This window comes from Achromobacter anxifer (assembly GCF_903652925.1).
GTDB classification, from domain to species: Bacteria; Pseudomonadota; Gammaproteobacteria; order Burkholderiales; family Burkholderiaceae_B; genus Achromobacter; species Achromobacter anxifer.
Genome location: NZ_CAHLAR010000008.1, coordinates 189,708 through 216,646, shown reverse-complemented (window position 1 = coordinate 216,646; position 26,939 = coordinate 189,708). Strand labels below are relative to the sequence as shown.

Sequence of the window (26,939 nt, the reverse complement as noted above, 5' to 3'; positions counted from 1 at the left end):
CCGTTTGAATGGGCGCTGCGTGGGCGCGGCGCTCAGGCGGGCGTCATGCCGCTGTGGCGCAGCAGGGCGTCGATGCGCGGGGCGCGGCCGCGGAAGGCGGCGAAGGACTCGGCCGCCGGGCGGGAGCCGCCCACGGCCAGCACTTCGCGCCGGAAGCGTGCGCCCGTTTCGGGATCCAGCGTGCCCAGGGCATTGCCGGCTTGGCGGGCCGCCGCTTCCTCGAAGGCTTCATAGGCGTCGGCCGACAGCACTTCCGCCCATTTGTAGCTGTAGTAGCCGGCGCCGTAGCCGCCCGCGAACAGGTGCGAGAAGGCATGCGGCAGGCGGTGCCAGGCGGGCGGGAACAGCACGGCGACTTCCTTGCGCACTTCTTGCAGCAGGGCCAGCACTTCGGCGATCGACGCGCCCTGGGCGCGGTCGTGCATCAGCATGTCGAACAGCGCGAATTCGATCTGGCGCACGGTCTGCATGCCGCTCTGGTAGTTGCGGGCGGCGACCAGGCGGTCGTAGAGCGCGCGCGGCAGCGGCTCGCCCGTGTCGACGTGGGCGGACAGCTTTTGCACCACCGCCCATTCCCAGCAGAAGTTCTCCATGAACTGCGAGGGCAGTTCGATGGCGTCCCATTCCACGCTGGCAAAGGCCGCGGCGCCCGGCTCGTCCACCTCGGACAACAGGGCGTGCAGGGCGTGGCCGGTTTCGTGGAACAGCGTGATGACGTCGTCGTGCGTCAGCACGGCCGCCTTGTCGCCGTTGGGGCGCGAGAAATTGCAGGTCAGGTAGGCGATGGGCGTCTGCACCTTGCCGCCGACGACGCGGCGCGTGCGTTCGCTGTCGACCCAGGCGCCGCTTTGCTTGCCGGCACGGGCGTACAGGTCCAGGTACAGATAGCCGATGAGTTCGCCCTTGGGGCTTTCCACGCGCACGCCGCGCACGTCGCCGTGCCACGACGACACGGGCGTTTCCGCCAGGCGCACGTCGAACAGGGTTTCGATGACTTCGAACAGGCCGGACAGCACGCGCGGCTCGGTGAAGTACTGCTTCACCTCGTCCTCGGAATAGGCGTAGCGCGATTCGCGCAGGCGCTCAGAAGCGTAGGCCACGTCCCAGGGCTGCAGGTCGTCCAGGCCCAGTTCGCCGGTGGCGTAGGCCTTGAGTTCGGCCAGGTCGCGCTGGGCATAGGGCTTGGCGCGCGCGGCCAGGTCGCGCAGGAATACGGTGACTTCCTTCGCGTCGCGGGCCATGCGGGTCTGCAGGCGCAACGCGGCGAAAGTGCCCAGGCCGAGCAGGCCAGCCTCTTCGGCGCGCAGGGACAGCAGTTCCTCGATCAGGGGTGAGTTGTCGAACTTGCCTTCGCCCTGCTCGGACGCCACGGTGCCGTAGCCGCGGTACAGGGCCTCGCGCAGCGCGCGGTCCTGGGCGTACTGCATGACGGGCAGATAGCAGGGCATCTTCAGCGTGAGCTTCCAGCCGGCCTTGCCATCTTCCTCGGCGGCTGCGCGCGCCGCAGCGCGGACGTCGCCAGGAATGCCGGCAAGGCGCGCTTCGTCCTCGACCAGCAGCGACCAGGCGTCGATCGAGTCCAGCACGTTTTCGGAGAACTTCTGCGAGGCCTGGGCCTCGCGGTCGGAGATGGCGGCGTAGCGCTCGCGGTCCGCGCCTTGCAGCTCCACGCCGCTGAGGCGGAAGTCGCGCAGCGCCATTTCCACGATGCGGCGGCGCACCGGCGTCCAGGACGCGAAATCGGGGGCGGAGGCCAGGCGCTGGTATTGCTTGTACAGGCCTTCGTGCAGGCCGACCCAGGTGGAGAATTCGGTCACCAGGGGCAGGGCGGCGTTATAAGCCTCGCGCAGCTCCGGGGTGTTGACCACGGCATTCAGGTGGCCGGCCACCGACCAGGCGCGCCACAGGCGCTCGGAGGCGGTATCCAGCGGTTCCGCCACGGCTTCCCAGGTGGGCGCGAGCGCCGGGTCGGCGGCGCGGTCCACGGCCTGGCGGGCGATGCCCAGCAGTTCCTCGACCGCGGGCACGATGTGTCCGGGCTTGACGGCCGCATAGTCGACGAGGTCGGAAACAGGGGCGAGCAGGGGATTCTGGGACATGGCGGTAGCGGGAGGAATAGGGACAAGAATCAGGTTGGGGCGATTCCCGGGAATGCAAGTGCGATGGGCGCGGCGCGGGAGTTCTGGCAGTAGAACTCCCGCGCCGCGCCCATTACATGCAAGGTATCAGCCTGCGGCGCGTTCCGCGGCTTCGATCGTGTTGATCAGCAGCATGGCGATGGTCATGGGGCCCACGCCGCCCGGAACGGGGGTGATGGCGCCAGCCACTTCCTTGGCCGAGGCGAAGTCCACGTCGCCGCACAGCTTGCCGTCGGCGCCGCGGTTGATGCCCACGTCGATGACGACGGCGCCGGGCTTGATCATCGAACCGTCGATCATGCCGGGCTTGCCGGTGGCGACCACCAGCACGTCGGCGCGGCGGGTCTGCGCCGCCAGGTCGCGCGTCTTGGAATTGCAGATGGTGATGGTGGCGCCGGCCTGCAGCAGCAGCATCGCCATGGGCTTGCCGACGATGTTGCTGGCGCCCACGATCACGGCTTCGGCGCCGCGCAGCGTCACGCCTTCCGATTCCAGCATCTTCATCACGCCGTAGGGCGTGCAGGGGCGGAACAGCGGCTGGCCGGTCATGAGCAGGCCGGCGTTGCTGATGTGGAAACCGTCCACGTCCTTCTCGGCCGCGATGGCTTCGATGACCTTGTGCGAGTCCATGTGCTTGGGCAGCGGCAACTGCACCAGGATGCCATGGATGGTCGGGTCCTGGTTCAGGACGGCGATGCGGGCCAGCAAGTCGGCCTCGGTCATGTCAGCCGGATACTGCTCCTTGACGGAATGCAGGCCGGCCTTTTCGCAGGCGGCAACCTTGTTGCGGACGTACACCTGGGAGGCGGGGTCCTCGCCCACCAGCACCACGGCCAGGCCGGGGCGGGTGCCCTTGGCGGCCAGGGCGGCAACGCGTTGGGCGGCTTCTTCGCGAATGCGCGCCGACAGGGCCGCGCCGTCGATAATTCTGGCGGTCATGCAGTTGCCTCGGGTTTGGCCAAGGCCACTTTCATCAAATCAGCTACGGTGGTCACTTCAAGTTTTTCCATGATGTTGGCGCGGTGCGCCTCTACGGTCTTGATGCTGATGCCCAGGTCGTCGGCGATCTGCTTGTTCAAGCGGCCGGCGACGATGCGCTCCAGCACCTGCTGCTCGCGTGCGGTCAGGCGCGCCAGCATGGCTTCGTGGTCCTTCTGGGCCTGGTGCTTGCTCACGCGCTGCGTGGCCTGCTCCAGCATGCGCGCCACGATCTCGCGCAAATCGGATTCATTGAACGGCTTTTCCAGGAAGTCCACCGCGCCTTTCTTCATGGTGGACACGGCCATGGGTACGTCGCCGTGGCCGGTGATGAACACGATGGGCAGCGGGGCATTGCGTGCGATCAGCTGTTCCTGCAGTTCCAGGCCGCTCATGCCGGGCATGCGCACGTCGGCGATCAGCACGCCGATCTGGCTGGCGTCGTAGTCTTCCAGGAAGGATTCGCCGCTGGCGTAGGCGCGAACGCGGTAGCCATTGGCTTCCAATAGCCAGCGCAGCGAATCGCGGACCGCTTCGTCGTCGTCAACAATGAAAACCGTGCTCGACAGGTGGGGCGTGTTCATGCGTGCAACTCCTCGGACTGATCGTTCTGGGCCTGCGACTGGGGTGCAGCGCAGGGCAGGGTAAAGCGGAAAATGGTGCCGCCGGCGGGATTGGGATCCGCCCACAGGCGACCGTGGTGCGATTCAATAATGGTACGGCAGATATTCAGCCCCATGCCCAGGCCCTGGGTCTTGGTGCTGAAGAAGGGTTCGAACAGGCGCTCGGGTTCGGCCAGGCCGTGGCCGCGGTCGACCACGGCGACCTCGATGTGCTGTTCATGCAGGATCACGGCGACCTTGAGCTCGTCGGATTCGCTCTTTTCCATGGCTTCCAGCCCGTTCTTCAGCAGATTCAGCAGCACCTGCTCGATCAGGATGGGGTCGGCCAGCACGTCTGGCGCGTTCGACGGCACGAACCGGTCGATGCGGATGCGGCGCTTGCGGGCGTCGATCTCGGCGAAGCCGATGGCATTGTCCACGATCCGGCTGATCGCGACGCGCTGGCGGCGCGGCTCGCTGCGCTTCACGAATTCACGGATGCGGCTGATGATCTTGCCGGCGCGCTCGGCCTGCGAGGCGGCCTTTTCCAGGGCCGGCAGCAGCATGTTCGGGCTGGTATGGCCGGCCTTGACCAGGGCGACCGCGCCCATGCTGTAGTTGGCGATGGCGGTCAGCGGCTGGTTCAGTTCGTGCGCCAGCGACGATGCCATTTCGCCCATGGTGGTCAGGCGGCTGGTGAGCTGGATCTTTTCCTGCTGCACGCGCGAGGCCTCTTCATGGACACGGCGCTCGGTGATGTCGCGCGCCACCTGCATGCGCACGCGCCGGCCGTCGGTCCAGGCCAGCATGCGGTGGTGCACTTCGAACCAGCGCTGCACCGAGGGCGCGAAGACTTCCACCGATTCGTCGGTGAAGCGGCCGCGGCGGCCGGCCAGCAATTCGTCATGGCCGCCGGTCTGCGCGCCGAACACGCGGCGGTAGGTGCGGTTGGCGAACAGCAGTTCCAGGCCGTCGTGGGTGTCGGCGGTGACCGAGATGGCGTCGTCCAGGCCTTCCAGCACCGTCATGAAGCGTTCGTGCGCGGCCGTCAGGGCCTCGCGGATGCGCTTGGGCTCGGTGATGTCGGTCATGGAGGTCATCCAGCCGATCTGGTTGCCGTTGGGGTCCAGAAGTGGGGACACGTACATGCGCGCCGTGAAGCGCGAACCGTCGCGGCGCTGCGCCTCGACTTCCAGGCCGCTGCTGGGCGTCTTGCCGGACATCAGCACGTCCAGGGTGTGCTGGTGTTGTTCGTGGCGGCCCGGCACCCAATAGGGGAAGGGCGGGCTGCGGCCGATCAGGTCGGCCTCGTTCCAGCCGATCATGCGGCAGAAGGCCGGGTTGACGTAGGCGATGCGGCCTTCCATGTCCAGGACCCGCATGCCGGTGGACATGGAGTTCTCCATGGCGCGGCGGAATCCGGTTTCGGCGATCAGGGCAGCCTCGGCCGCCGAGCGGAAGCGGGTATAGCGCCACAGCATCAGCAGGCTGATGACGATCACGCAGGACAGGGCCAGCACCACCCAGATCAGGCGTTGCTGGCGCATTTCCTGGTCGATGGTGACAAACATGACGCTGTCGTCATGGATGCGCTGCAGCCAGAAAAACACCGCCATCACACAGATATAGAGGATCAGCACCATGGCTGGCGTGACCCAGTACACCCCGCGTCGGCGAGTGCGGGCGTGATCGTGGAACGGCGTAGGAATATTGGACTTGGGCGCGCTGGACATGGAATTCGGGCCGGATAGACCGCGCATTTTAGTGCGTGTTGGCAGGGATTTGCCGGGAATCAACCCCTCCTTTTGGAGTACCCACTAAAAAGTATGACGCTAAACCGTTCAGCTTGCTTTCATTTTTCCGCATTATGAAATGCCGTACCGCAACATGAAATTTTGCTTGCGACCGGTTAACCTTCTTTCTTAGAATGCCCGCTGATAGGGAACCGACCCAGTAGCAGGTCTCTAGAACACCCCGACCCATGCACTGCATGGTAGCCCGGATGATCCCGGCTACCATGCGATGTCCGCGAGTAGATAAAGAAGCGGGTGTGGTCACGAACAAACCCAACAGGAGACACACGATGTCCTCTTACGCCCAGGCTGGCGCCGTGCAGGCTGCCAACGACGAAGACACCCTTGAAACCCAGGAGTGGCTCGAAGCCCTGGCGGCAGTCCTTGATCGTGAAGGACCGCAGCGCGCCCACTATCTGCTCGAACGCCTGATCGACGAAGCCCGTCGTTCCGGCGCCCATATCCCGTTCTCGCCGAACACCGCCTACGTCAACACGATTCCCCCCGGCCTGGAGCCGGCCCACCCGGGCAACCTGGAGCTGGAATCGCGCATCCGTTCATACGTGCGCTGGAACGCCATGGCCATGGTGGTCAAGGCCAACAAGCACAACCCGCCGGACGGCGGCGACCTGGGCGGCCACATCGCCTCCTTCGCCTCGCTGGCCACCATGATCGGCTGCGGCCAGAACCATTTCTGGCATGCCGAGGACGAAAACCACGGCGGCGACCTGGTCTACTTCCAGGGCCACACCTCGCCCGGCATGTACGGCCGCGCCTACCTTGAAGGCCGCCTGACCGAAGACCAGCTGAACCATTTCCGCCAGGAAGTGGACGGCAAGGGCCTGTCCTCGTACCCGCACCCGAAGCTGATGCCGGACTTCTGGCAGTTCCCGACGGTATCGATGGGCCTGGGCCCGCTGATGGCCATCTATCAGGCCCGCTTCCTGAAGTACCTGCACGCCCGCGGCATCGCCGACACCAGCAAGCGCAAGGTCTGGGTGTTCTGCGGCGACGGCGAAATGGACGAACCCGAATCGCTGGGCGCCATCGCCCTGGCCGCCCGCGAGAAGCTGGACAACCTGATCTTCGTCATCAACTGCAACCTGCAGCGCCTGGACGGCCCGGTGCGCGGCAACGGCAAGATCATCCAGGAGCTGGAAGGCGACTTCCGCGGTTCGGGCTGGAACGTGATCAAGCTGATCTGGGGCGGCTACTGGGATCCGCTGCTGGCGCACGACAAGGAAGGCATCCTGCGCAAGATCATGGAAGACACCGTGGACGGCGAGTACCAGGCGTACAAGGCCAACGACGGCAAGTTCGTGCGCGAGCACTTCTTCGGCAAGCACCCCAAGCTGCTGGAAGCCGTGTCGCGCATGAGCGACGAGGACATCTGGCGCCTGAACCGCGGCGGCCATGACCCGCACAAGGTGTACGCCGCGTTCAACGCCGCCGCCACCCACGAAGGCCAGCCCACCGTCATCCTGGCCAAGACCATCAAGGGTTACGGCATGGGCCACGTCGGCCAGGCCAAGAACCCGACCCACCAGCAGAAGAAGCTGGAGCTGGACTCGATCCGCGAATTCCGCGACCGTTTCGGCATCCCCATTCCGGACGACCAGCTGGCCGACCTGCCGTACTTCAAGCCGGCCGAAGACTCGCCCGAAATGAAGTACTTGCACGAGCGCCGCGCAGCGCTGGGCGGCTACCTGCCGCGCCGCCGCGCCAAGGCCGACGAGCAGCTCAAGGCCCCCGCGCTGGAAGCCTTCAAGGCCGTGCTGGAACCCACTGCCGAAGGCCGTGAAATCTCCACCACCCAGGCTTTCGTGCGCATCCTGAACCAGGTCCTGCGCGACAAGGAACTGGGCCCGCGCGTCGTGCCGATCCTGGCCGACGAATCGCGCACCTTCGGCATGGAAGGCCTGTTCCGCCAGATCGGTATCTATGCGCCGGAAGGCCAGAAGTACACCCCGGTCGACAAGGACCAGGTCATGTACTACAAGGAAGCGGCCGACGGCCAGCTCCTGCAGGAAGGCATCAACGAAGCGGGCGCGATGAGCTCCTGGATTGCGGCGGCCACGTCGTACTCCTCGAACAACCGCATCATGATCCCGTTCTTCATCTATTACTCGATGTTCGGGTTCCAGCGCATCGGCGACCTGGCCTGGGCGGCCGGCGACATGCAGGCGCGCGGCTTCCTGCTGGGTGGCACCGCCGGGCGCACCACGCTTAACGGCGAAGGCCTGCAGCACGAAGACGGCCACAGCCACATCCTGGCGTCCACCATCCCGAACTGCGTGTCCTACGACCCGACGTTCGGCCATGAACTGGCCGTCATCATCCAGCATGGCCTGAAGCGCATGGTGGAAGACCAGGAAAACGTCTATTACTACCTGACGGTGATGAACGAAAACTACCCGCAGCCCGGTCTGACCCAGGGCGACGAGGAAGGCATCATCAAGGGCATGTACAAGCTCAAGTCGCACGGCAAGGGCAAGAACCGCGTGCAGCTGATGGGCTCGGGCACGATCCTGCGCGAAGTCATGGCTGCGCAGGAACTGCTGGAAGCCGACTGGGGCGTGGCCTCGGACCTGTGGAGCGTCACCAGCTTCACGGAACTGCGCCGCAACGGCCTGGACGCCGACCGCCACAACATGTTGCACCCCGAAGAGAAGAAGCCGCAGGTGGCCTACGTCACGGAACAGCTGGCCAAGACCGAAGGCCCGATCATCGCGTCGACCGACTACATGAAGCTCTTCGCCGACCAGATCCGTCCGTTCGTGCCCAAGGGCCGCGAATACAAGGTGCTGGGCACCGACGGTTTCGGCCGCTCGGATTTCCGCTCGAAGCTGCGCGAGCACTTCGAAGTGGACCGCCACTTCGTCGTGGTCGCCGCGTTGCGCGCGCTGGCCGACGAAGGCAAGGTGCCGGTTGCCAAGGTGGCCGAAGCCATCAAGAAGTACGGCATCAATCCGAACAAAGCCAACCCGCAATACGCCTGAGGGTAAAGAGACATGAGCAACATCGTGCAAATCAAGGTTCCCGACATCGGCGACTTCAAGGAAGTGGAAGTCATTGAAGTGCTGGTGGCGGTGGGCGACACGATCAAGGCCGAACAGAGCCTGATCACCGTCGAATCCGACAAGGCCTCGATGGAAATCCCCGCGTCGCAGGGCGGCGTGGTGAAGTCGATCAGCGTGAAGGTGGGCGACAAGGTCGCGGAAGGCACGGTCGTGCTGGAAGTGGAAGCGTCGGGTTCGGGCGAGGCCGCGGCTCCCGCGGCTGCGCCGGCCAAGGAAGAAGCACCCAAGGCCGAAGCCAAGGCTGCCCCGCAGCCGGCCGCCGCCGCGCCGGCAGCTCCGGCTGCCGCCAGCGGTCCGGTGAACATCGAAGTGCCGGACATCGGCGACTTCAAGGAAGTCGAGGTCATCGAAGTCATGGTCGCGGTGGGCGACACGATCAAGGCCGAACAAAGCCTGATCACCGTCGAGTCCGACAAGGCCTCGATGGAAATCCCCGCCTCGCAAGGCGGCGTGGTCAAGGAAGTGAAGGTCAAGGTCGGCGACAAGGTCGCCAAGGGCTCGGTCGTGGTCGTGGTGGAGGGCGCCGCGCCCGCCGCCGCCGCTGCCGCAGCCCCGGCTCCGGCCGCCAAGGCCGAAGCCGCTGCCGCTCCCGCCGCCAAGGCCGAAGCGCCGGCGCCTGCCGCGCAGCGTCCGGCGCCCGCCGCCGCGCTCGAGGACGCCAATCTCAAGCCGGGCCAACTGCCGCACGCCTCGCCTTCGGTGCGCAAGTTCGCGCGCGAACTGGGCGTGAACCTGAGCAAGGTCAAGGGCTCCGGTCCCAAGGACCGTATCACCGCCGACGACGTGCGCGGCTTCGTCAAGCAGGCGCTGGCTGCCGGTCCCGCTGCCGCCAGCGGCGGTTCGGCCGATGGCGCCGCGCTGGGCCTGTTGCCGTGGCCGAAGGTCGACTTCACCAAGTTCGGCCCGATCGAAGCCAAGCCGCTGTCGCGCATCAAGAAGATCTCCGGCGCGAACCTGCACCGCAACTGGGTCATGATCCCGCACGTCACCAACAACGACGAAGCGGACATCACTGACCTGGAAGCCCTGCGCGTCACGCTGAACAAGGAAAACGAGAAGTCGGGCATCAAGGTCACGATGTTGGCCTTCCTGATCAAGGCCGTCGTTGCGGCCCTGAAGAAGTTCCCCGAGTTCAATGCCTCGCTGGACGGCGACAACCTGGTGCTCAAGCAGTACTACCACATCGGCTTCGCCGCCGACACGCCCAACGGGCTGGTGGTGCCGGTGATCCGCGATGCCGACAAGAAGGGCATTCTGCAGATCGCCCAGGAAATGACCGACCTGTCCAAGAAGGCGCGCGATGGCAAGATCTCGCCCGCCGAAATGCAGGGCGGTTGCTTCTCGATCTCGTCCCTGGGCGGCATCGGGGGCACCTCGTTCACGCCGATCATCAACGCTCCTGAAGTGGCGATCCTGGGCGTGTCGCGCTCCTCGCACAAGCCCGTCTGGGACGGCAAGCAGTTCGTGCCGCGCCTGATCGTGCCGCTGTCGCTGTCGTACGACCACCGCGTCATCGACGGCGCCTCGGCCGCGCGCTTCAACGCCTATCTGGGCGCCTTGTTGGCCGACTTCCGCCGCATCGCGCTGTAAACGGGGAGCCCCATGAGCAATACCGTTCAAATCAAAGTGCCGGACATCGGCGACTTCAAGGAAGTGGAAGTCATCGAGGTGCTGGTCGCCGTGGGCGACACGATCAAGCCCGAGCAGAGCCTGATCACCGTCGAGTCCGATAAGGCCTCGATGGAAATCCCCGCGTCGCAGGGCGGCGTGGTGAAGTCCATCAACGTTAAGGTCGGCGACAAGGTCGCCGAAGGCACGGTGGTGCTGGAAGTGGAAGCGGCCGCCTCGGGCGCTGCCGCCGCCCCGGCCGCCAAGGAAGCCCCCAAGGCCGCCGAGGCGCCCAAGCCGGCCGCCGCCGCGCCCGCCGCAGCCAGCTTCAAGGGCTCGGCCGACGGCGAGTACGACATGCTGGTGCTGGGCGCCGGCCCCGGCGGCTATTCCGCCGCCTTCCGTGCCGCCGACCTGGGCCTGTCCGTGGTCCTGGTGGAACGCTACGACACGCTGGGCGGCGTCTGCCTGAACGTCGGCTGCATTCCGTCCAAGGCGCTGCTGCACAACGCCGCCGTCATCGACGAAGCCCGCGAGCTGGCTGCCCACGGCATCAGCTTTGGCGAGCCCAAGATCGACCTGGACAAGCTGCGCGGCTACAAGGACAGCGTGGTCGCCAAGCTGACCGGCGGCCTGGCCGGCATGGCAAAGGCGCGCAAGGTCACCGTGGTGCATGGCGTGGGCGAATTCGCCGACCCCAGCCACCTGACGGTCAAGTCCGCCGACGGCAAGACCCAGACCCTGCGCTTCAAGCAGGCCATCATCGCCGCCGGCAGCCAATCGGTGAAGCTGCCGTTCCTGCCCCAGGACGACCGCATCGTCGACTCCACCGGTGCCTTGCTGCTGCGTGAAGTGCCCAAGAAGATGCTGATCATCGGCGGCGGCATCATCGGCCTGGAAATGGGCACGGTGTATTCCACGCTGGGCGCGCGCCTGGACGTGGTGGAAATGCTGGACGGCCTGATGCAGGGCGCCGACCGCGACCTGGTCAAGGTATGGCAGAAGAAGAACGCCTACCGCTTCGACAACATCATGTTGAAGACCAAGACCGTGGGCGCGGAAGCCAAGAAGGACGGCGTCTACGTCAGCTTCGAAGGCGAGGGCGCTCCCAAGGAACCGCAACGCTACGACCTGGTGCTGCAAGCCGTGGGCCGCAGCCCCAATGGCAAGAAGATCGGCGCCGACCGCGCGGGCATCGCCGTGACCGACCGCGGTTTCATCGAGGTCGATCGCCAGATGCGCACCAACGTGCCGCACATCTATGCCATCGGCGACATCGTCGGCCAACCCATGCTGGCCCACAAGGCCGTGCATGAAGGCCACGTCGCCGCCGAAGCCGCCGCCGGCCAGAAGTCCTTCTTCGACGCCCGCGTCATTCCGTCGGTGGCCTACACCGATCCGGAAGTGGCCTGGGTCGGCCTGACCGAGGACGAAGCCAAGAAGCAAGGCATCAAGGTCGAGAAGGGCGTGTTCCCCTGGGCCGCCTCCGGTCGCGCCATTGCCAACGGCCGCGACGAAGGCTTCACCAAGCTTATCTTCGACGCGGAAACGCATCGCATCCTGGGCGGCAGCATCGTGGGCACCCACGCTGGCGACCTGATCAGCGAACTGGCCCTGGCCGTCGAAATGGGCGCCGACGTGGTCGACATCGCCAAGACGATCCACCCGCACCCGACCCTGGGTGAATCGGTAGGCATGGCTGCGGAAGTCGCTGAAGGCGTCTGCACCGACTTGCCGCCGATGAAGAAGAGGTAAGGCGCTGGGGGCGGTTCGCGGGTAACGCTCCGCGCGTTATCCCCTTCGAGCGCGCAAAAGCAAAAGCGCCGGCCCTGCATAGGGGCCGGCGCTTTTTTTCCGAGTGCCGTTAGCGCAACAGCCTGGTCTTGTGGAAGGCAAGTCGTGCCCCGCGGATGCGGGAACGTGGCTGTCTTGAGGCGGAGGGGGGGCTTCCCCTGCTCAGGCGTGCGTATCAATGCGCGAACCCAGCGTGGCGTCCACGGCCAGCACGGGCAGCGACTGCATCAGCGTCAAGGCCGTGTCCGCCTGCGCATTGAGGGCTTTCTTCAGCACGCGGGCCTGCACTTCCTGCATGAGATTCGCGTCCTTCAGGGCCAGGGCGGTATTGACGGTGTTGTTGATCGAAGCGTCCATTGGGTGTCCTGGTGTGGAATGTGGGTGTTCAAACCGAGATGCGATTATGGCGCGGGATTGCGATTCGAGGCAAAGCATTCATGGCCCGCAAGGCCGGACATTCGGGTCTGCACTGCAGGCCGCTGCTTCAAATCGCCACTTCAGGCCGCCACGGTAATTCCGCGCGCGTGCGCCCGCCGCGCCGGCTCGACCACGATTTCAACGTGCTGATCCAGCGATACCAGGGCCCGCATCAGCCGTTCCAGCGAGATGTTCTGCAATTTGTAGCGTCGGATCTGCGAGACCTTGGGTTGCGTCATGCCCGTAAGCGCGGCCGCCTCCATCTGGCTGAGTCCACGCTGGTCGATCAAGTCATTGAGCTTGAGCGCGAGCGCCGCCTTGGCCGACAGTTCTTCGGCATCCTCGAAACCTAGGTCCAGCAGGACGTTATCGGTGCTCGGGGAACTGTTGTTGCGTGTCATTGCATACTCCTGCCGGATTCGTGCCGGGCCACCGCCGCTTTCAAGCGTTTTTCGAGGAGTTCGATGTCCGATTGCGGCGTGGCGATGCCGGACTTGGATTTCTTCTGGAAAGCATGCCGCCCAGCTGGACGACGAACAGGGCGACGCCCATGTCCTTCTGGACGTCGATGGGAAATTTCTTGAAGTCCTTCTTGGCGGATCCTTCCCAATACAGCAGCTTTCTTTCCATAATTATATCCGTTCGGATATATATCTCGGGCCCCCAAAGCCTTGCTCCGGGTCGCGCATTCCGGGTTGGCGCGCAGCGTCAGATCCCGGTGGATATGGGGCGGGTATCGATAGGGGCTTGGTCATGGCTGCCTTGGTACGTGTTGGGCAGCAGGCAGGATAGGCTTTCGAGGACTGGCGCGGTTGTGGAGAGGGATCGTTTCAGCACGCGGCCTCGAGCTCAAGGCCGGTTCGGACATTCCTTGATCGTGCCCCAGGCCCGATGCGGCTCGCAGTACTGCTTGCGCGCTGCCCAGGCACAATCCGGGCGCTCAAAAAACCCCAGCGTCGCGCAACGCGCCAATTCGCTCTTCAATTCGCCGACCCAGGCCAGCGGGTCCTGCGCGGGAATCTCGGTGACCCGCAAGGTGGACCGAGGAGCGGAGGCAGGTGGTTCCGCCGCTTGCTCGACAGGACGTGATGCGCCCGCGTGCTCCTGGCGGGTGGGGGTGGCCGATTGCGCTTGGCCTGGGGCATGCTCTGGCGCAACATCCGGCGCGGGTACGGAATCGGGTGGCACGGTGCCGGCCGTGGATTCCGACGGGGCGGGTGCGGGTTCGACCGTGGCCTTAGCGGGATCCGACGGAACCGATTCGGACGCGGCCTCCATGGTGGGCGACGGCGTAAGCGGCATACGCACCGGCCCGGCCGCGGTCGAGCCCGAGCGCGGGGTGCTTGGCGAACTCCATGACACGACCAGCAGTACCAGCGCGCCGTAGATCGCAAGCGTATAGATCACGGTCAGGGTGGCGTAGCCCACGCGCTTGCTCGTGATCGGCCGTCCTTCTTCCCGGCCCAACAGGCTTCGCCACCCGACGAGTACAGCCCCCGGAGCGGAAATCAGCCACCAACCGAGCCGCCGCAGCAGTCCTGCTTCTTGTTGGGGTGGAGCAGCCTGCGCCTGGGCAACCAGCAATTCACGCAGTGCGCGATTCTCTTCGCGCAGACGTTGGGTCTGCTCGTCCATCGGCGCCTGGCTATCTGGATCCGTGGTGCTGCCGTGCTGCGTAGCTAGTGGATCGGGGGGCGTCGCGGTCATGTTGTGAAAACTATGGATACAAAAGCGTGCAGTCGCGAGTATGGGGCAATCGCAAGAAGTGAAAAAGGGGAATAGTCTGAAAAAAATGGGCTAATTGGGACTGGAGCGAGGCGTGCCTCGGCAGTCCATCGAATAGCCTTGAGGCTGCTGCGCTGCCAAGCCGCCGTATCGGCAGTTGGCGCCAGCGGAGAGGGCAAACAGTAAGGACTGAGAAAAAGAAACAAGCCGGCGTATGCCGGCTTGTTTGTTGCGACAAGGGCGTGAGGACCCTTGTGCGGTGGCGGGAGGGCAGAGCCTTGCGGCTCTGCGTCTGCCCGACCGTCAGGCGTTGCGGCGTGATTAACGCAGCAGCGACAGGACGGATTGCGGCACTTGGTTGGCTTGGGCCAGAACCGAGGTACCAGCTTGTTGCAGGATCTGCGCCTTGGTCATGTTCGACACTTCCGTGGCGTAGTCAGCGTCTTCGATACGCGAACGAGCGGCGGAAAGGTTGTTGATGGTGTTGTTCAGATTCGCGACCGTGGATTCGAAACGGTTTTGAATGGCACCCAGGTTGCTGCGCAGCGCGTCGACCTTCGACAGCGCGGAGTCCAGCGCGGCCAGCGGCGAGGTCGTTGCGCCCGACGACAAGGACGTCAGGGCCATGTTGGTCGTATCGATCTTGAAAGCGGCCGTGGTCGGGGTGCTGACGTCGGCCTTGGACGGCTCGACGGCGATGTAGAACACGCCACCGGTGCTCTTGATGCCGCGCGAAGCCAGGTTGCCCTGTTCAGTCGCGTTGGCGGGCGTAATGGTGACTTGGGCAAAGAAGTTGCCGTTGTCGTCCTTGTACACGTTCGTGGCGTCGAAAGCGACGCTGCCAGCGGCAACGCCCAAGCGCTCAGCCAGTTTGCCGCCGGTATTTTCCGCAACCGTCGCGCCTGCGACTTGGCTGGTCGAACCGTAAGCCTTCTGGAAGTCGGCGGCAACTGCTGCGACGGGGGTGCCCTTGGGGCCGCTGACGTTGAAACCTTGCAGGTTCAGGGTCTGAGCGGTGATCTTGCTCAGGTTGATGTCGATGGTTTCGTTGTCGTTCGCGCCGACCTGGATCGTCAGGGTGTTGTCGTTGGCGAGAACCTTGATGCCGTTGAACTGGGTCTGACCCGACACGCGGTCGATTTCGTCCAGGCGCTGCTTGATTTCCGACTGGATCGATTCCAGGTCGCTGGGCGAGTTCGTGCCGCTGGTGGCTTGGACCGACAGTTGGCGCACGCGCTGCAGGTTGTTGTTGATTTCGTTCAGGGCGCCTTCGGTCGTTTGAGCGATCGAGATGCCGTCGTTGGCGTTACGGGCGGCTTGGGTCAGGCCCTTGACGTTGGCGGTGAAGCGGTTGGCGATGGCTTGGCCAGCGGCGTCGTCCTTGGCGCTGTTGATGCGCAGGCCCGAGGACAGGCGCTCAATGGCGCTGCCCAGGGTGGACTGCGATTTGTTCAGGTTGTTTTGTGCAACCAGGGACAGGTAATTGGTATTGATGACTGCCATGTGAGGCTCCCAAGAGAGAAAGGCTTCTTCAAACTGGGCAGCGACGCCGCCCACTGGTGTTAACGGGAAAGTTCGTCGACTTTTTGTCTAGGAATCTCTCCGTTGCCAGGATTACGGCAGTCCAAAATCAATCTTTAGCGCTATTTCTCGAAAGTCGAAATTTTTCTTGTATCGCTGATGCGGGCATATCGAGTGGCCCCGGGGGGGGCTGCGCCATTCGCGCGGCGACGCTTGCACGGAAGAGGGCGGGTGCGTGGCGGCGCAGGGCGGCGGAAGGCCGGACATGGATCTGTTGAGAGGCGTGGGCGGCCATCCTCCTGGCCGGCAATGCAAAACGGACGCATGGCGCGTCCGTTTTGCATTGTCTGTCTCCGCTGCGGCCGGAGCATGTATTTATAGTGTGCCGCTCTAGATAACTTGCGCGATCTGCCCTTCCTGGGGCAATTCCTGCCAGGCCTGTTCCTTCAGCTTCGCGCGGATCCGCGCCGTCGCCTGCGATCTCAACTGGCACACGCGGGCTTCCGTCACATTCAGGATCGCGCCGATTTCCTTCAGGTTCAGGCCCTGCTCGTAGCACAGGGACAGCAACAGTTTTTCGCGTTCGGGCAGGGCGTCGATGGCGTGTACCAGCGCCTGGCGGAAATCTCCGGCCAGCAGCGAGTCCAGCGGGTTGCCGCCGGCGGCGCCATGGTTGAGCGTGGCGGCCCAGTCGGATTGGCCGCTGGCCGAGTCGGGCTCGGTGGTGAAGTCCTCGTAGTGCACGATCTGCACGCCTTGGGCGTCGTGCAACAAGGATTGGTACTCGTCCAACGGCATGTCGAGCTGTTGCGCGATCTCGGCTTCGCTGGGCGCGCGCATCAAACGCTGTTCGAGCTGCTGGATGGCCTGTTCTATCTTGCGCGCCTTGGCGCGCACGCTGCGCGGCAGCCAATCCTGCCCGCGCAGCTCGTCCAGCATCGCGCCGCGGATGCGGGTGGTGGCGTAGGTTTCGAATTGGGCGTCGGCCGTTTCCTGGTAGCGGCGCACGGCGTCGAGCAGGCCGATCATGCCGGCCTGTATCAGGTCGTCGAGTTCTACGCTGGCCGGTAGCCTGGCGAGCAATTGCAGGGCCAGCTTCCGCACTAGCGGGGCATATTCGACCAGGCTGTCATCTGCGTGGGGCATTGCGGGAATGTCGGGCGGTGTCCATCGTGACGCATCGTCGGTTGTTGTCAATTTGCGACATTGTCGACAAACGCGCGGCTGCGATAAAGCGAGCTGAATTTAGTGGTCTGCAAGGTGCCATTGTCGGTAAATAGGCCTGTTTCATTCCTCAAAGTACGCAATGTTTTGAATGCTTATTTGCCAAATTGACGTAAATTTGTCTGAAATTTATATGTCAAGGTGTATCGCATCCGGTAAGTTGCGCAACATCAACAAAGTTTTGTCATATAAGTCATAGAAAATGACATCAGCTGTGGTAAATTTTACTTAAATTGCGAACAAATGATACATTTCGCATCAAAGCAAGGTGTATCGGACGCAGGAGCATCGGAATTCCGGCGCTTTTGCTTACATAGGCCCCCATCGGCGGGATAGGGAACAGGGAGTTGGGCGTGCAACAAGTCGAAAATTCATTGCTGACAGACATTCGTGAAGTGAATCTGTCCTATTTGTTACTGGCGCAGCGTATGTTGCGTGACGATTACGCAGCATCGATGTTCCGCTTGGGGTTCAGCAACGAAGTTGCCGACATCCTGATGCGGCTTTCGCCGGCCCAGCTGGTCAAGCTGGCCAGCTCCAGCTCGCTGCTGTGCCGATTCCGCTTTGATGATTACAGCCTGTTGTCCGCGCTGACCCATGATGTTCTGGGTGGTGCGCTGCAGCAAGCGCACGCGACGATTCTGCTGGCCAAGCAACCCGTCGAAGAATTGGCCTGACGGCCTGATCATTCCATCCGGAAACACGTGCAATGGCCACCAAGAGCGTTTCGCAGGAAGCGGATGACATCCTGCTTGCCAGCTCCATGATCACTTTGGGCGCCCGGCTGCAGGTGCTGGAGGCTGAAACCAGCCTCAGCCATGACCGCCTGGCCCGCCTGTACCGCGAAATACGCGGCTGCTCGCCACCCAAGGGCATGCTGCCTTTTTCGGTCGACTGGTTCATGACCTGGCTGCCGAACATCCATTCCTCGCTCTTCTACAACGTCTATTCATTCCTGAATACGCGTACCAGCAGCAAGGGCATACGCGCCACGATCGACGCCTACCGCCTCTATCTCGAGAACGCCGGCACGGATGCCGCTGAAGCCGCAGAGCCCGTCCTGAGCTTCACGCGCGCCTGGATGCTGGTGCGCTTTTTCGACAGCGGCATGCTGCAAATGTCCGCCTGCCGCCAGTGCGGGGGGCATTTCATCGCCCACGCCCACGATCCCCAGTCGGATTTCGTGTGCGCGATCTGCCGTCCGCCACCCCGCGCCGGCAAGACGCGCGCCGCGGCCAAGGCGCGCGCCGGCACTCGCCCCGCGCCCGTTGCGAATACCGCCCGGCTCTGACCGGCGGTATCCAAATACATCAAAAGCCCTGGAAAACCCCCCGTAACCCGCCTTTTTGGCCCGGGGGGAACAGGGGATCATTGACGCCGGTTTTAGACTTCGTTGGCAGGGGCCTGATGTGTTGATTGTTATCGGTTATCTCGTGGTGGGCGTCTCGGTCGTCGGCAGCTTCATAGCGCTGGGCGGCCATCTGGGCGCGTTGTACCAGCCGTTCGAGCTCACGCTGATCTTCGGCGCGGCTTTTGGCGCCTTCCTTGCCAGCAACAGCAAGAAGTCGCTGATGCTGGTGAAGGCGGCGCTGCCCGACGCGCTGAAAAGCTCGCGCTACGGCAAGGACGTATACATGGAGCTGATGGCGCTCCTGTACGTGCTCTTGAACAAGGCGCGCCGCGAGGGCCTCATGGCCATCGAATCGCATATCGAGGATCCGGAATCCAGCCCGATCTTCAGCGAATATCCGCGCATCGCCAAAGACGCCAAGCTCATGGAGTTCATCACGGACTACCTGCGCATCATGATCAGCGGCAACATGAGCTCGTTCGAGATCGAGACCCTCATGGACGAGGAAATCGAGACCTACCGCCATGAGCGCGAAGTCCCTGTCCGCGCCCTGCAGCAGATGGCCGACGGCCTGCCGGCCTTCGGTATCGTGGCGGCGGTGCTGGGCGTGATCAAGGCGCTGGCGGCGGTGGACCAACCCCCGGCGATCCTGGGCGACCTGATCTCCAAGGCCATGGTCGGCACCTTCCTGGGCATTCTGCTGGCCTACGGTTTCGTCGGCCCGCTGGCCTCGCGCATCGAGCGCCGCAGCGACGAAGCGACCAAGGTGCTGGAATGCATCAAGACCACGCTCCTGGCCAGCATGAACGGCTACCCGCCCCAGCTGGCGGTGGAATTCGGCCGCAAGGTGCTGTTCTCGGCGGTGCGTCCGACCTTCGGTGAGCTGGAAGAACACGTCCGGCAAGCCAAGTCCACCGCCACCGGCAAGGCCTGACGGAGCGGGCCATGAGCACGGTAAACAACCACCGTGTGGTGATCCGCCGCAAGAAGGTGCACGGCGGCGGGCACCATGGGGGCAGCTGGAAGATCGCCTACGCCGACTTCATCACGGCGATGATGGCGTTCTTCCTGGTGATGTGGCTGATCAGCGTCGTGCCGCGCGAAGAGCTCAAGGGTATCGCGGAGTATTTCCGCATGCCGTTGCGCGTCGCCATCACGGGCGGGCCCAGCAGTTCGGCCGAGACCAGCGCGGTGCCGGGCGGCGGCCACGATCCCTTGCGCAGCGAAGGCGAGGTCCGCCGCGCGCAGGGCAACCGGGTCGAGGCGCAGCCGATGGGCGACGCCGAGCGCCGCGAGCAGCATCGCCTGGAAAACCTGAAGAAGCGCATCGAGAACGTCATCGAGACCAGCCCGGTGCTGAAGAACTTCCGGCCCCAGCTGCTGATCGACCTGACCACCGAAGGCCTGCGCATCCAGATCATCGACAACCAGAACCGTCCGATGTTCGCGACCGGCCGCGCGGAAGTGCAGCCCTACATGCGCGACATCCTGCGCGAATTGGGGCCGGTACTGAACGAATTGCCCAACAAGGTCAGCATTTCCGGCCACACCGACGCGTCGCAGTATGCGCGCGGCGAGCGCGCCTACAGCAACTGGGAGCTCTCGGCGGACCGCGCCAACGCTTCGCGCCAGGAATTGGTGGCGGGCGGCATGAACGAAAGCAAGGTCCTGCGCATCCAGGGGCTGTCGTCCAGCATGAGCCTGGTTAAAGATGACCCGTATGCGGCCGTTAATAGACGCATCAGCCTAGTGGTGCTCAATCAGAGCACCCAGCGGCGCATCGAAAACGAGAACGCCGCAGCCGCGGACGTCAGCGCCAAGGATGCCCGCGAGGTGGGAACGGCAGTGGAAGCGGCGCAAGCCGCCGCCCAGGCCACGACGGCAACCAAACCAGGCGAGACGGAGAGCAACCCGTCCGCGGAAGGGGTTCGATAGCAATGGCGGCAACGATTCTGGTGGCGGACGACTCGGCGACGATGCGGATGATCGTCCAGGCGACGCTGGCGGGCGCGGGATGGACAGTCTTGACGGCCGGCAACGGCCAGGAAGCGCTGGAAATGGCCAAACGCCATCCCGTGGACCTGGTGGTCAGTGACTGGAACATGCCGGTCATGGGCGGCCTGGAACTGATCCAGGGCTTGCGCCAGGAGGACCAGTATCTGGACGTGCCGGTGCTGGTGCTTACCACCGAGGACGATGTGGACAGCAAGATGGCCGCCCGGGATCTGGGTGTTTGCGGCTGGCTTTCCAAGCCGGTCGACCCCGATGTGCTGGTGGAATTGGCGTCTGAACTGCTCGACGAGCAGGCCGGCGCGTAAGCAGGTTCATTTTTGAAGGCGTACGGGTCATGAGTTCTGGTTTGGACCTCAGTCAGTTTTACGAGACCTTTTTCGACGAGGCGGATGAGCTGCTCGCGCAAATGGAGCAGTTGCTGCTTGAGCTTGACGTGGGCGCGCCCGACATCGAGCAGCTCAACGCCATTTTCCGCGCGGCCCACTCGATCAAGGGCGGGGCGGCGACGTTCGGCTGCTTCACGCAGCTGGCGGGCACCACCCATTTGCTGGAAAACCTCCTGGACGCGATCCGTCGCGGCGAAATGGCGCTGCGCACGGACATGATCGATATTTTCTTGGAAACGAAAGACGTGCTCAAAAGCCAACTGGATGCCTACCGGGCCTCCGAAGAGCCCGATGAAGCCGTGTTTGAGCGTATCTGCGCCGTACTGAGGCAGCTCGCGCTGGAGCATAAGGATCCCGCCGCGGCCCCCGCGCCGGTTCAGGCGGCCGCACCCGCTCCGGCCCCGGCTCCCGTGCCGGTGGCAGTGGCTCCGGCGCCCGAGCCGCAGGCTCCGGCCGCGGAGTCCGGCAGTCTGCCCTTGCGAGTGCGGATCTCCAAGGTCTCCGACAAGGACGCCGCCTCGCTGCTCGAAGAAATGGGCAACCTGGGCAACGTAAAGGCCAGCGAACGCGCCGACGGCGCGCTGACCGTATGGATGGACAGCACCTGCACGCCGGACGACATCGAGGCGGTCTGCTGCTTCATCGTCGACGGCGACCAGCTGGAAATCACCCGCGAGGCGGCTCCCGCGCCAGCGACGGCTGCCGCCGCTCCCGCGCCGGCCCCGATTCCCGCCGCGGCTCCGGCTCCGGCCGCGCCCGCCGTGGCCGAATCCGCCGCTGCCGCCGAAGCCATCACCCAGGCAGCCCGCGCGACGCGGCCCGCCGCCGCCGCGCCCGCGCATGCGGACAAGGAATCCACCTCGATCCGCGTGGGCGTCGAAAAGGTCGACCAGGTGATCAATCTGGTGGGCGAACTGGTCATTACCCAGGCGATGCTGGCCCAGACGGCCTCCACGCTGGACCCGGTGCTGCACGACCGCCTGCTCAACGGCATGGAACAGCTGGAACGCAACGCCCGCGACCTGCAGGAAGCGGTCATGTCCATCCGCATGATGCCGATGGACTACGTGTTCAGCCGCTTCCCGCGCCTGGTGCGCGACATCGCCAGCAAGATGGGCAAGCAGATCGAACTGCAGACCCACGGCCGCGCCACAGAACTGGACAAGAGCCTGATCGAACGCATCATCGATCCGCTCACCCACCTGGTGCGCAACAGCCTGGATCACGGCATCGAGACGCCCGAGAAGCGCGTTGCCGCGGGCAAGGATCCGGTCGGGCAGCTGGTGCTGTCGGCCCAGCACAACGGTGGCAACATCGTCATTGAAGTCAGCGACGACGGCGGCGGCTTGAACCGCGACAAGATCCTGAAGAAGGCGATCGCCCAGGGCCTGCCGGTCAACGAGAATTCGCCGGACGACGAAATCTGGCAGCTGATCTTCGCGCCTGGCTTCTCCACCGCCGAAAAGGTCACGGACATCTCCGGCCGCGGCGTGGGCATGGACGTGGTGCGCCGGAATATCCAGGACATGGGCGGCCATGTGCAGCTGTCGTGCGAGCCGGGCAACGGCACCACCACGCGCATCGTGCTGCCCTTGACCCTGGCGATCCTGGACGGCATGTCGGTGCGCGTCGGCGAGGAAACTTTCATCCTGCCGCTGAACCACGTGACCGAATCGCTGCAGCCCACGAACGACCAGATCTATTCGGTGGCGGGCAACGAGCGCGTGATGCACGTGCGCGGCGAATACCTGCCGCTGGTCGAGATGCATCGCGTGTTCTCGGTGAGCGACGCCCAGACCGATCCGACGCAGGCCATCGCGGTCATCATGCAGGCCGAGGACCGCCGCTTTGCGCTGCTGGTGGATCACCTGATCGGCCAGCACCAGGTCGTGGTGAAGAACCTCGAATCCAATTACCGCAAGGTGCCGGGCATTTCCGCCGCCACCATCCTGGGCGATGGCAGCGTGGCCCTGATCGTCGATGTATTTGCGCTTGCGCGCGCCAACCGCGAGCGTTGGTCGCAGCCCGAAGCCATTCTGAATTGATGGAGAAATGAACCTCATGGCAGCCAAACCGCATGCGCAAGCCGCGCGCAATGAAGATGTCGGCAGCGAATTCCTGGTCTTTACGCTGGGCGACGAAGAGTACGGCATCGATATCCTGAAGGTGCAGGAGATCCGCGGCTACGACGCCGACACGGTCACCCGCATCGCGAATGTTCCGCCGTTCATCAAGGGCGTGACGAACCTGCGCGGCATCATCGTGCCCATCGTCGACCTGCGCATCAAGTTCAACCTGGGCCGCGTCGACTACAACGAGCAGACCGTCGTCATCATCCTGAACCTCGACCGCCGCGTCGTCGGCATCGTGGTGGACGGCGTGTCCGACGTGCTGATGCTCAATTCCGGCCAGATCCGTCCGGCGCCCGAGTTCGGCGCGACCCTGTCGACGGAATACCTGACGGGCCTGGGCACGGTCGACGAACGGATGCTGATCCTGGTGGACATCGAGAAAATGATGACCAGCGACGAAATGGCGCTGGTGGAGAAGGTCGCTTCCTGATCGGAACCGGCCTGCTTGGAGGTAGAAGCGCCATATTGCACCCAATGTGGCGCTTTCCTTTAACGATTTCAGTCTAGGAGTGGTTCTTGTGATGCGCAAGTTTTTCGCGAACATGACGATACGCAGCAGCCTGTTGTGGGTGCTGGCGTTTTTCTCATTCATGTTGGTGATCGGAGCCGCGCTGGGCGTGCTGTCTCTGCGCATCAGCAATGGCACCCTGGCGGAGATCAAGCAATCGCAGGAACTGGATGACGCGGTCGGCCGCGTGGTTTCCAGCTACAAGGACACCATGACCGGGCTGGGCCGCGCGGCCTCGGCCAACTATGCGGACATCGTGAAGAACGTCGGACAGGCCACGTTGCTGACCCAGGGGCTGTCATCGGACGCGGCCGGCCTGCTGGAGCGCGCCAAGGCCTCCATGAACAAGGGGCAGGCCGAATACGAGTACTACAAGACCTTGTCCCGGCCGGCCGAAGCCGCCGAGGCGCTGAAAGAGATCGACGAGTCCTACGGCGCGCTGGTGCAGCAAGGCCTGACGCCGCTGGTCGCCTCCCTGGAAAAGGCGGACATGCCTGCCTTCCAGAAGCAGGTCCAGACCGTGCAGGACGCCCTGGAAGGGCGGTTCGCGCGTGCGATCGAAGGCTTCGATTTCTGGCGCGCCAGCAAGACGCTGGACGCCCATGAAGTGGCGCAGGTGCGCTACCAGTTCGTTCTGATGGCGGTGGGCGCGGGCGGCGTGATCGCCGCGCTGCTGGTGTTCGCCACGTATGTTTTCCTGCGCCGGCGCGTGCTGTTGCCGCTAAAGGAAGCGGGGCATCACTTCGACCGTATCGCCGGCGGCGACCTGACCGCCCGCGTGGACGTACGCAATACCAACGAAATCGGCCAGTTGTTCGCCGCCCTGAAGCGCATGCAGGAAAGCCTGACGCGCACGGTGGCGTCGGTGCGCCGGGGCGTGGACGAGATCAACGTCGGTTCGCACGAGATCGCGGCGGGCAATACGGACCTGTCCAGCCGCACCGAGCAGCAGGCGGCCTCGCTGGAGGAAACCGCGGCCTCGATGGAGCAACTGGCTTCGACCGTGAAGCAGAATGCGGACAATGCGCGCCAGGCCAACCAGTTGGCAGCCAGCGCCTCGGACGTGGCCGAGCGCGGCGGTTCGGCGGTGTCGGAAGTGGTCAGCACCATGCAGGAGATTTCCGCCAGCTCGCGCAAGATCTCCGAGATCGTGTCGGTGATCGACGGCATTGCATTCCAGACCAACATCCTGGCGCTGAATGCGGCCGTGGAAGCGGCGCGGGCGGGCGAGCAGGGCAAGGGTTTCGCGGTGGTGGCGGGCGAAGTGCGCTCGCTGGCGCAGCGCAGCGCGCAGGCCGCCAAGGAAATCAAGGGCCTGATCGAGGACTCGGTGACCAAGGTCGGCGCCGGTTCGCAGCAGGTGGAGCGCGCCGGCTCCACGATGCAGGAGATCGTGGCCTCGGTGAAGCGTGTGACGGACATCATGGGCGAGATTTCGGCGGCGTCCGAGGAACAATCCAGCGGCATCGAGCAAGTGAACCGCGCGGTATCGCAGATGGACGAGGTCACGCAGCAGAACGCGGCGCTGGTGGAAGAGGCGGCGGCCGCCGCAGGTTCGCTGCAGGAACAGGCGCAGCGCCTGGCCGAAGCGGTGGCCGTGTTCAAGGTCAACGCGGGCGAGGTCATCGAAGTGCCGGCCCAGCGCTTGTCGTCGGCGCGTTCGTCCGATGACGACGCGCGCTTGCAGGCGCCGGACGCGCTTGCACTCGGTCATTGAGGACGGCAGTGGCTACCGTGGCAACCCTGGCGCCGTCCATTCCGGTGGACCGCCAATTCGACTTCCGCGACGCGGACTTCTCGCGCGTGCGCAAGATGATCCACGCGCACGCCGGCATTTCCCTGGGCACGCACAAGCGTGAAATGGTCTACAGCCGCCTGGCGCGCCGTCTGCGCGCCTTGGGGCTGCAGGATTTTGGCAGCTATCTGGATCACCTGGAAAGCGAGCCGGACGCCGCGGAATGGGAAGATTTCGTCAACGCGCTGACGACCAACCTGACGGCGTTCTTCCGCGAATCCCATCACTTTCCCATCCTGGCCGACTTCGCGAAGCGGCGCGGCGGTCCGGTGTCGGTGTGGTGCTGTGCGGCCTCGACCGGCGAAGAGCCATATTCCATCGCCATGACGCTGGTGGAAGCGCTGGGGCCGCGGGCAAGCTCCTGCTCGGTGCTGGCCACCGATATCGACACCAACGTGCTGACGCGCGCGCGGGCTGGCGTCTACCCTGCCGAGCGCGTGGACAAGATGGACGGCGAGCGCCTGCGCCGCTTTTTCCTCAAGGGGCGCGGCGCCAATGAAGGGCAGGTCCGGGTGCGCCCCGAGATCGCCGACATGGTGCGCTACGAGACCTTGAACCTGTTGGCGCCGGCGTGGCCGATCAACGAGCAGTTCGACGTGATCTTCTGCCGTAACGTCATGATCTATTTCGATAAACCGACCCAGGCAAGAATCCTGGAGCGGTTCGTGCCGCTGCTCAAGCCGGGCGGCTTGCTGTTTGCCGGCCACTCCGAGAACTTTACCTATATCAGCCGGGATTTCCGTCTGCGCGGGCAGACCGTCTACGAATGCGCGGGCAGGTCCTGAGCGGGACGAGGCAGCAATAAATGAAGAAAATCAGCGTTTTGTGTGTGGACGACTCCGCGTTGGTGCGCGGACTGATGACCGAGATCATCAACAGCCAGCCCGACATGGAGGTGGTCGCGACGGCGCCCGATCCCCTGGTCGCGCGCGAACTCATCAAACGCCATAACCCGGACGTGCTGACGCTGGACGTGGAAATGCCCCGCATGGACGGGCTGGATTTCCTTGAAAAGCTGATGCGCCTGCGGCCGATGCCGGTGGTGATGGTGTCGTCGCTGACCGAACGCGGCGGGGAAATCACGCTGCGCGCCCTGGAACTGGGCGCCATCGATTTCGTCACCAAGCCCAAGCTGGGCATCCGCGACGGCCTGCTCGAATACACCGAGATCATTGCCGACAAGATACGCGCCGCGTCGCGCGCCAAGCTGCGCGCGCCGGCGGCGCACGCCACGCCGGCCACGCCTGCGCCCATGCTGCGCCGGCCCCTGTCCAGCTCGGAAAAGCTGGTCATCGTCGGCGCCTCCACGGGCGGCACCGAGGCGATCCGCGAAGTCCTGCAGCCGCTGCCGCCTGACAGCCCGGCCATCCTGATCACCCAGCACATGCCGGCCGGCTTCACGCGCTCGTTCGCGCAACGCCTGGACGCGCTCTGCGCCGTGACCGTGCGCGAAGCCGCGCACGGAGACCGGGTGCTGCCGGGACACGTGTACCTGGCGCCGGGCGGTGACACGCACATGCGCCTGGGGCGCAGCGGCGCCAACTATGTGATCGAGCTGGAAGCCAGCGAACCCGTCAACCGCCACCGTCCGTCGGTGGACGTGCTGTTCAATTCGGCCGCCGTGGCCGCGGGCAAGAACGCCATCGGCGTCATCCTGACCGGCATGGGCAAGGACGGCGCCGCGGGCATGCTGGCCATGCATCGCGCGGGCGCCCACACGATTGCGCAGGACGAGGCCAGTTGCGTCGTCTTCGGTATGCCCCGCGAAGCTATCGCCATAGGCGCCGCGGATGAAGTGGTTTCGTTATCGGCGATCAGCGAACGCATTCTGACTCGCCTGGGCGATCGCGGGCACCGCGTCTGACGCGGCAGGC

The 26,939-nt window shown here is 64.5% G+C and carries 22 protein-coding genes and 1 pseudogene; 13 read left to right on the top strand and 10 right to left on the bottom strand.

Annotation, left to right across the window (positions count from 1 at the left end; translation table 11 throughout):
- Positions 1 to 32: 32 nt before the first annotated feature.
- The 4 genes from HWY37_RS24270 to HWY37_RS24255 form a co-directional block, all read right to left on the bottom strand.
- Positions 33 to 2,099, bottom strand: coding sequence for a M3 family metallopeptidase (locus HWY37_RS24270; protein ID WP_175209577.1), 2,067 nt, complete (start codon positions 2,097 to 2,099; stop codon positions 33 to 35).
- A gap of 126 nt (positions 2,100 to 2,225) precedes the next feature.
- On the bottom strand, positions 2,226 to 3,077 hold the full coding sequence (gene folD / locus HWY37_RS24265) for a bifunctional methylenetetrahydrofolate dehydrogenase/methenyltetrahydrofolate cyclohydrolase FolD (protein WP_175209578.1): 852 nt from the start codon (positions 3,075 to 3,077) through the stop codon (positions 2,226 to 2,228).
- Positions 3,074 to 3,700, bottom strand: a complete 627-nt coding sequence (locus HWY37_RS24260; RefSeq protein ID WP_054456641.1) for a response regulator transcription factor — start codon at positions 3,698 to 3,700, stop codon at positions 3,074 to 3,076. Before HWY37_RS24260 ends, folD begins: the two co-directional genes overlap by 4 nt.
- Entirely contained in the window at positions 3,697 to 5,451 is a 1,755-nt protein-coding gene (locus HWY37_RS24255; protein WP_013393358.1) for a PAS domain-containing sensor histidine kinase, read from the bottom strand. Before HWY37_RS24255 ends, HWY37_RS24260 begins: the two co-directional genes overlap by 4 nt.
- Before the next feature lie 350 nt (positions 5,452 to 5,801).
- On the opposite strand from HWY37_RS24255, the gene aceE reads away from it, so the two are divergent.
- The 3 genes from aceE to lpdA are packed head-to-tail and all read left to right on the top strand — an operon-like array spanning position 5,802 to position 11,954.
- Positions 5,802 to 8,510 carry a pyruvate dehydrogenase (acetyl-transferring), homodimeric type gene (gene aceE / locus HWY37_RS24250; protein WP_175209579.1) on the top strand — a complete coding sequence of 903 codons (2,709 nt, stop codon included), beginning with the start codon at positions 5,802 to 5,804 and terminating at the stop codon, positions 8,508 to 8,510.
- 12 nt (positions 8,511 to 8,522) lie between these two features.
- A complete protein-coding gene (gene aceF, locus HWY37_RS24245) occupies positions 8,523 to 10,181 on the top strand; it encodes a dihydrolipoyllysine-residue acetyltransferase (protein WP_176090025.1) in 1,659 nt (552 codons plus the stop codon).
- 12 nt (positions 10,182 to 10,193) lie between these two features.
- Positions 10,194 to 11,954, top strand: coding sequence for a dihydrolipoyl dehydrogenase (lpdA, locus tag HWY37_RS24240; protein WP_176090024.1), 1,761 nt, complete (start codon positions 10,194 to 10,196; stop codon positions 11,952 to 11,954).
- 201 nt (positions 11,955 to 12,155) lie between these two features.
- Here the strand turns inward: lpdA and HWY37_RS24235 are convergent, their stop codons facing one another.
- From HWY37_RS24235 to HWY37_RS24210, 6 genes and pseudogenes are all read right to left on the bottom strand, one after another.
- The gene (locus HWY37_RS24235) at positions 12,156 to 12,350 is read right to left on the bottom strand and encodes a YjfB family protein (protein ID WP_176090023.1); all 195 of its coding nucleotides are present in this window, start codon (positions 12,348 to 12,350) and stop codon (positions 12,156 to 12,158) included.
- A 140-nt stretch (positions 12,351 to 12,490) separates the two neighbouring features.
- Positions 12,491 to 12,811: a helix-turn-helix domain-containing protein gene (locus HWY37_RS24230; RefSeq protein WP_176090022.1), complete on the bottom strand. Its 321-nt coding sequence runs from the start codon at positions 12,809 to 12,811 to the stop codon at positions 12,491 to 12,493.
- Positions 12,808 to 13,040 (bottom strand): annotated as a pseudogene (locus HWY37_RS24225) (hypothetical protein). The gene HWY37_RS24230 and the pseudogene HWY37_RS24225 overlap by 4 nt, the downstream one beginning before the upstream one ends.
- Positions 13,041 to 13,259: 219 nt before the next feature.
- The gene (locus HWY37_RS24220; RefSeq protein WP_246302391.1) at positions 13,260 to 14,045 is read right to left on the bottom strand and encodes a hypothetical protein; all 786 of its coding nucleotides are present in this window, start codon (positions 14,043 to 14,045) and stop codon (positions 13,260 to 13,262) included.
- A 411-nt stretch (positions 14,046 to 14,456) separates the two neighbouring features.
- Entirely contained in the window at positions 14,457 to 15,638 is a 1,182-nt protein-coding gene (locus HWY37_RS24215) for a FliC/FljB family flagellin (RefSeq protein WP_176090020.1), read from the bottom strand.
- Positions 15,639 to 16,046: 408 nt separating this feature from the next.
- Positions 16,047 to 16,802: an RNA polymerase sigma factor FliA gene (locus HWY37_RS24210; RefSeq protein ID WP_175211243.1), complete on the bottom strand. Its 756-nt coding sequence runs from the start codon at positions 16,800 to 16,802 to the stop codon at positions 16,047 to 16,049.
- Between the two features lie 431 nt (positions 16,803 to 17,233).
- Here HWY37_RS24210 and flhD point away from each other — a divergent pair, with 431 nt between their 5' ends.
- The 10 genes from flhD (at position 17,234) to HWY37_RS24160 (ending at position 26,929) form a co-directional block, all read left to right on the top strand.
- On the top strand, positions 17,234 to 17,557 hold the full coding sequence (flhD, locus tag HWY37_RS24205; protein WP_013393369.1) for a flagellar transcriptional regulator FlhD: 324 nt from the start codon (positions 17,234 to 17,236) through the stop codon (positions 17,555 to 17,557).
- 32 nt (positions 17,558 to 17,589) lie between these two features.
- Positions 17,590 to 18,171, top strand: coding sequence for a flagellar transcriptional regulator FlhC (gene flhC, locus HWY37_RS24200; RefSeq protein ID WP_175211245.1), 582 nt, complete (start codon positions 17,590 to 17,592; stop codon positions 18,169 to 18,171).
- A 118-nt stretch (positions 18,172 to 18,289) separates the two neighbouring features.
- Positions 18,290 to 19,165, top strand: coding sequence for a flagellar motor stator protein MotA (motA, locus tag HWY37_RS24195; protein WP_175211247.1), 876 nt, complete (start codon positions 18,290 to 18,292; stop codon positions 19,163 to 19,165).
- A gap of 11 nt (positions 19,166 to 19,176) precedes the next feature.
- The gene (gene motB, locus HWY37_RS24190) at positions 19,177 to 20,166 is read left to right on the top strand and encodes a flagellar motor protein MotB (RefSeq protein WP_175211250.1); all 990 of its coding nucleotides are present in this window, start codon (positions 19,177 to 19,179) and stop codon (positions 20,164 to 20,166) included.
- Positions 20,167 to 20,168: 2 nt separating this feature from the next.
- Entirely contained in the window at positions 20,169 to 20,549 is a 381-nt protein-coding gene (locus HWY37_RS24185; protein ID WP_175211252.1) for a response regulator, read from the top strand.
- A gap of 29 nt (positions 20,550 to 20,578) precedes the next feature.
- Positions 20,579 to 22,675, top strand: coding sequence for a chemotaxis protein CheA (gene cheA, locus HWY37_RS24180; protein ID WP_176090019.1), 2,097 nt, complete (start codon positions 20,579 to 20,581; stop codon positions 22,673 to 22,675).
- A 16-nt stretch (positions 22,676 to 22,691) separates the two neighbouring features.
- Positions 22,692 to 23,192, top strand: a complete 501-nt coding sequence (cheW, locus tag HWY37_RS24175; protein ID WP_175211479.1) for a chemotaxis protein CheW — start codon at positions 22,692 to 22,694, stop codon at positions 23,190 to 23,192.
- Between the two features lie 91 nt (positions 23,193 to 23,283).
- Complete coding sequence (locus HWY37_RS24170; RefSeq protein ID WP_175211481.1) at positions 23,284 to 24,987, top strand: methyl-accepting chemotaxis protein; 1,704 nt, start codon at positions 23,284 to 23,286, stop codon at positions 24,985 to 24,987.
- 8 nt (positions 24,988 to 24,995) lie between these two features.
- Complete coding sequence (locus HWY37_RS24165) at positions 24,996 to 25,850, top strand: CheR family methyltransferase (RefSeq protein WP_175211483.1); 855 nt, start codon at positions 24,996 to 24,998, stop codon at positions 25,848 to 25,850.
- A gap of 20 nt (positions 25,851 to 25,870) precedes the next feature.
- Positions 25,871 to 26,929, top strand: coding sequence for a protein-glutamate methylesterase/protein-glutamine glutaminase (locus tag HWY37_RS24160; protein WP_175211485.1), 1,059 nt, complete (start codon positions 25,871 to 25,873; stop codon positions 26,927 to 26,929).
- Positions 26,930 to 26,939 lie beyond the last annotated feature (10 nt).

What these genes read in the sequence shown, in the direction of transcription:
- HWY37_RS24270 (WP_175209577.1), bottom strand. Translation starts at nt 2,099, where the DNA reads ATGTCCCAGAATCCCCTGCTCGCCCCTGTTTCCGACCTCGTCGACTAT.
- folD (WP_175209578.1), bottom strand. Translation starts at nt 3,077, where the DNA reads ATGACCGCCAGAATTATCGACGGCGCGGCCCTGTCGGCGCGCATTCGC.
- HWY37_RS24260 (WP_054456641.1), bottom strand. Translation starts at nt 3,700, where the DNA reads ATGAACACGCCCCACCTGTCGAGCACGGTTTTCATTGTTGACGACGAC.
- HWY37_RS24255 (WP_013393358.1), bottom strand. Translation starts at nt 5,451, where the DNA reads ATGTCCAGCGCGCCCAAGTCCAATATTCCTACGCCGTTCCACGATCAC.
- aceE (WP_175209579.1), top strand. Translation starts at nt 5,802, where the DNA reads ATGTCCTCTTACGCCCAGGCTGGCGCCGTGCAGGCTGCCAACGACGAA.
- aceF (WP_176090025.1), top strand. Translation starts at nt 8,523, where the DNA reads ATGAGCAACATCGTGCAAATCAAGGTTCCCGACATCGGCGACTTCAAG.
- lpdA (WP_176090024.1), top strand. Translation starts at nt 10,194, where the DNA reads ATGAGCAATACCGTTCAAATCAAAGTGCCGGACATCGGCGACTTCAAG.
- HWY37_RS24235 (WP_176090023.1), bottom strand. Translation starts at nt 12,350, where the DNA reads ATGGACGCTTCGATCAACAACACCGTCAATACCGCCCTGGCCCTGAAG.
- HWY37_RS24230 (WP_176090022.1), bottom strand. Translation starts at nt 12,811, where the DNA reads ATGACACGCAACAACAGTTCCCCGAGCACCGATAACGTCCTGCTGGAC.
- HWY37_RS24220 (WP_246302391.1), bottom strand. Translation starts at nt 14,045, where the DNA reads ATGGACGAGCAGACCCAACGTCTGCGCGAAGAGAATCGCGCACTGCGT.
- HWY37_RS24215 (WP_176090020.1), bottom strand. Translation starts at nt 15,638, where the DNA reads ATGGCAGTCATCAATACCAATTACCTGTCCCTGGTTGCACAAAACAAC.
- HWY37_RS24210 (WP_175211243.1), bottom strand. Translation starts at nt 16,802, where the DNA reads ATGCCCCACGCAGATGACAGCCTGGTCGAATATGCCCCGCTAGTGCGG.
- flhC (WP_175211245.1), top strand. Translation starts at nt 17,590, where the DNA reads ATGGCCACCAAGAGCGTTTCGCAGGAAGCGGATGACATCCTGCTTGCC.
- motB (WP_175211250.1), top strand. Translation starts at nt 19,177, where the DNA reads ATGAGCACGGTAAACAACCACCGTGTGGTGATCCGCCGCAAGAAGGTG.
- HWY37_RS24185 (WP_175211252.1), top strand. Translation starts at nt 20,169, where the DNA reads ATGGCGGCAACGATTCTGGTGGCGGACGACTCGGCGACGATGCGGATG.
- cheA (WP_176090019.1), top strand. Translation starts at nt 20,579, where the DNA reads ATGAGTTCTGGTTTGGACCTCAGTCAGTTTTACGAGACCTTTTTCGAC.
- cheW (WP_175211479.1), top strand. Translation starts at nt 22,692, where the DNA reads ATGGCAGCCAAACCGCATGCGCAAGCCGCGCGCAATGAAGATGTCGGC.
- HWY37_RS24170 (WP_175211481.1), top strand. Translation starts at nt 23,284, where the DNA reads ATGCGCAAGTTTTTCGCGAACATGACGATACGCAGCAGCCTGTTGTGG.
- HWY37_RS24160 (WP_175211485.1), top strand. Translation starts at nt 25,871, where the DNA reads ATGAAGAAAATCAGCGTTTTGTGTGTGGACGACTCCGCGTTGGTGCGC.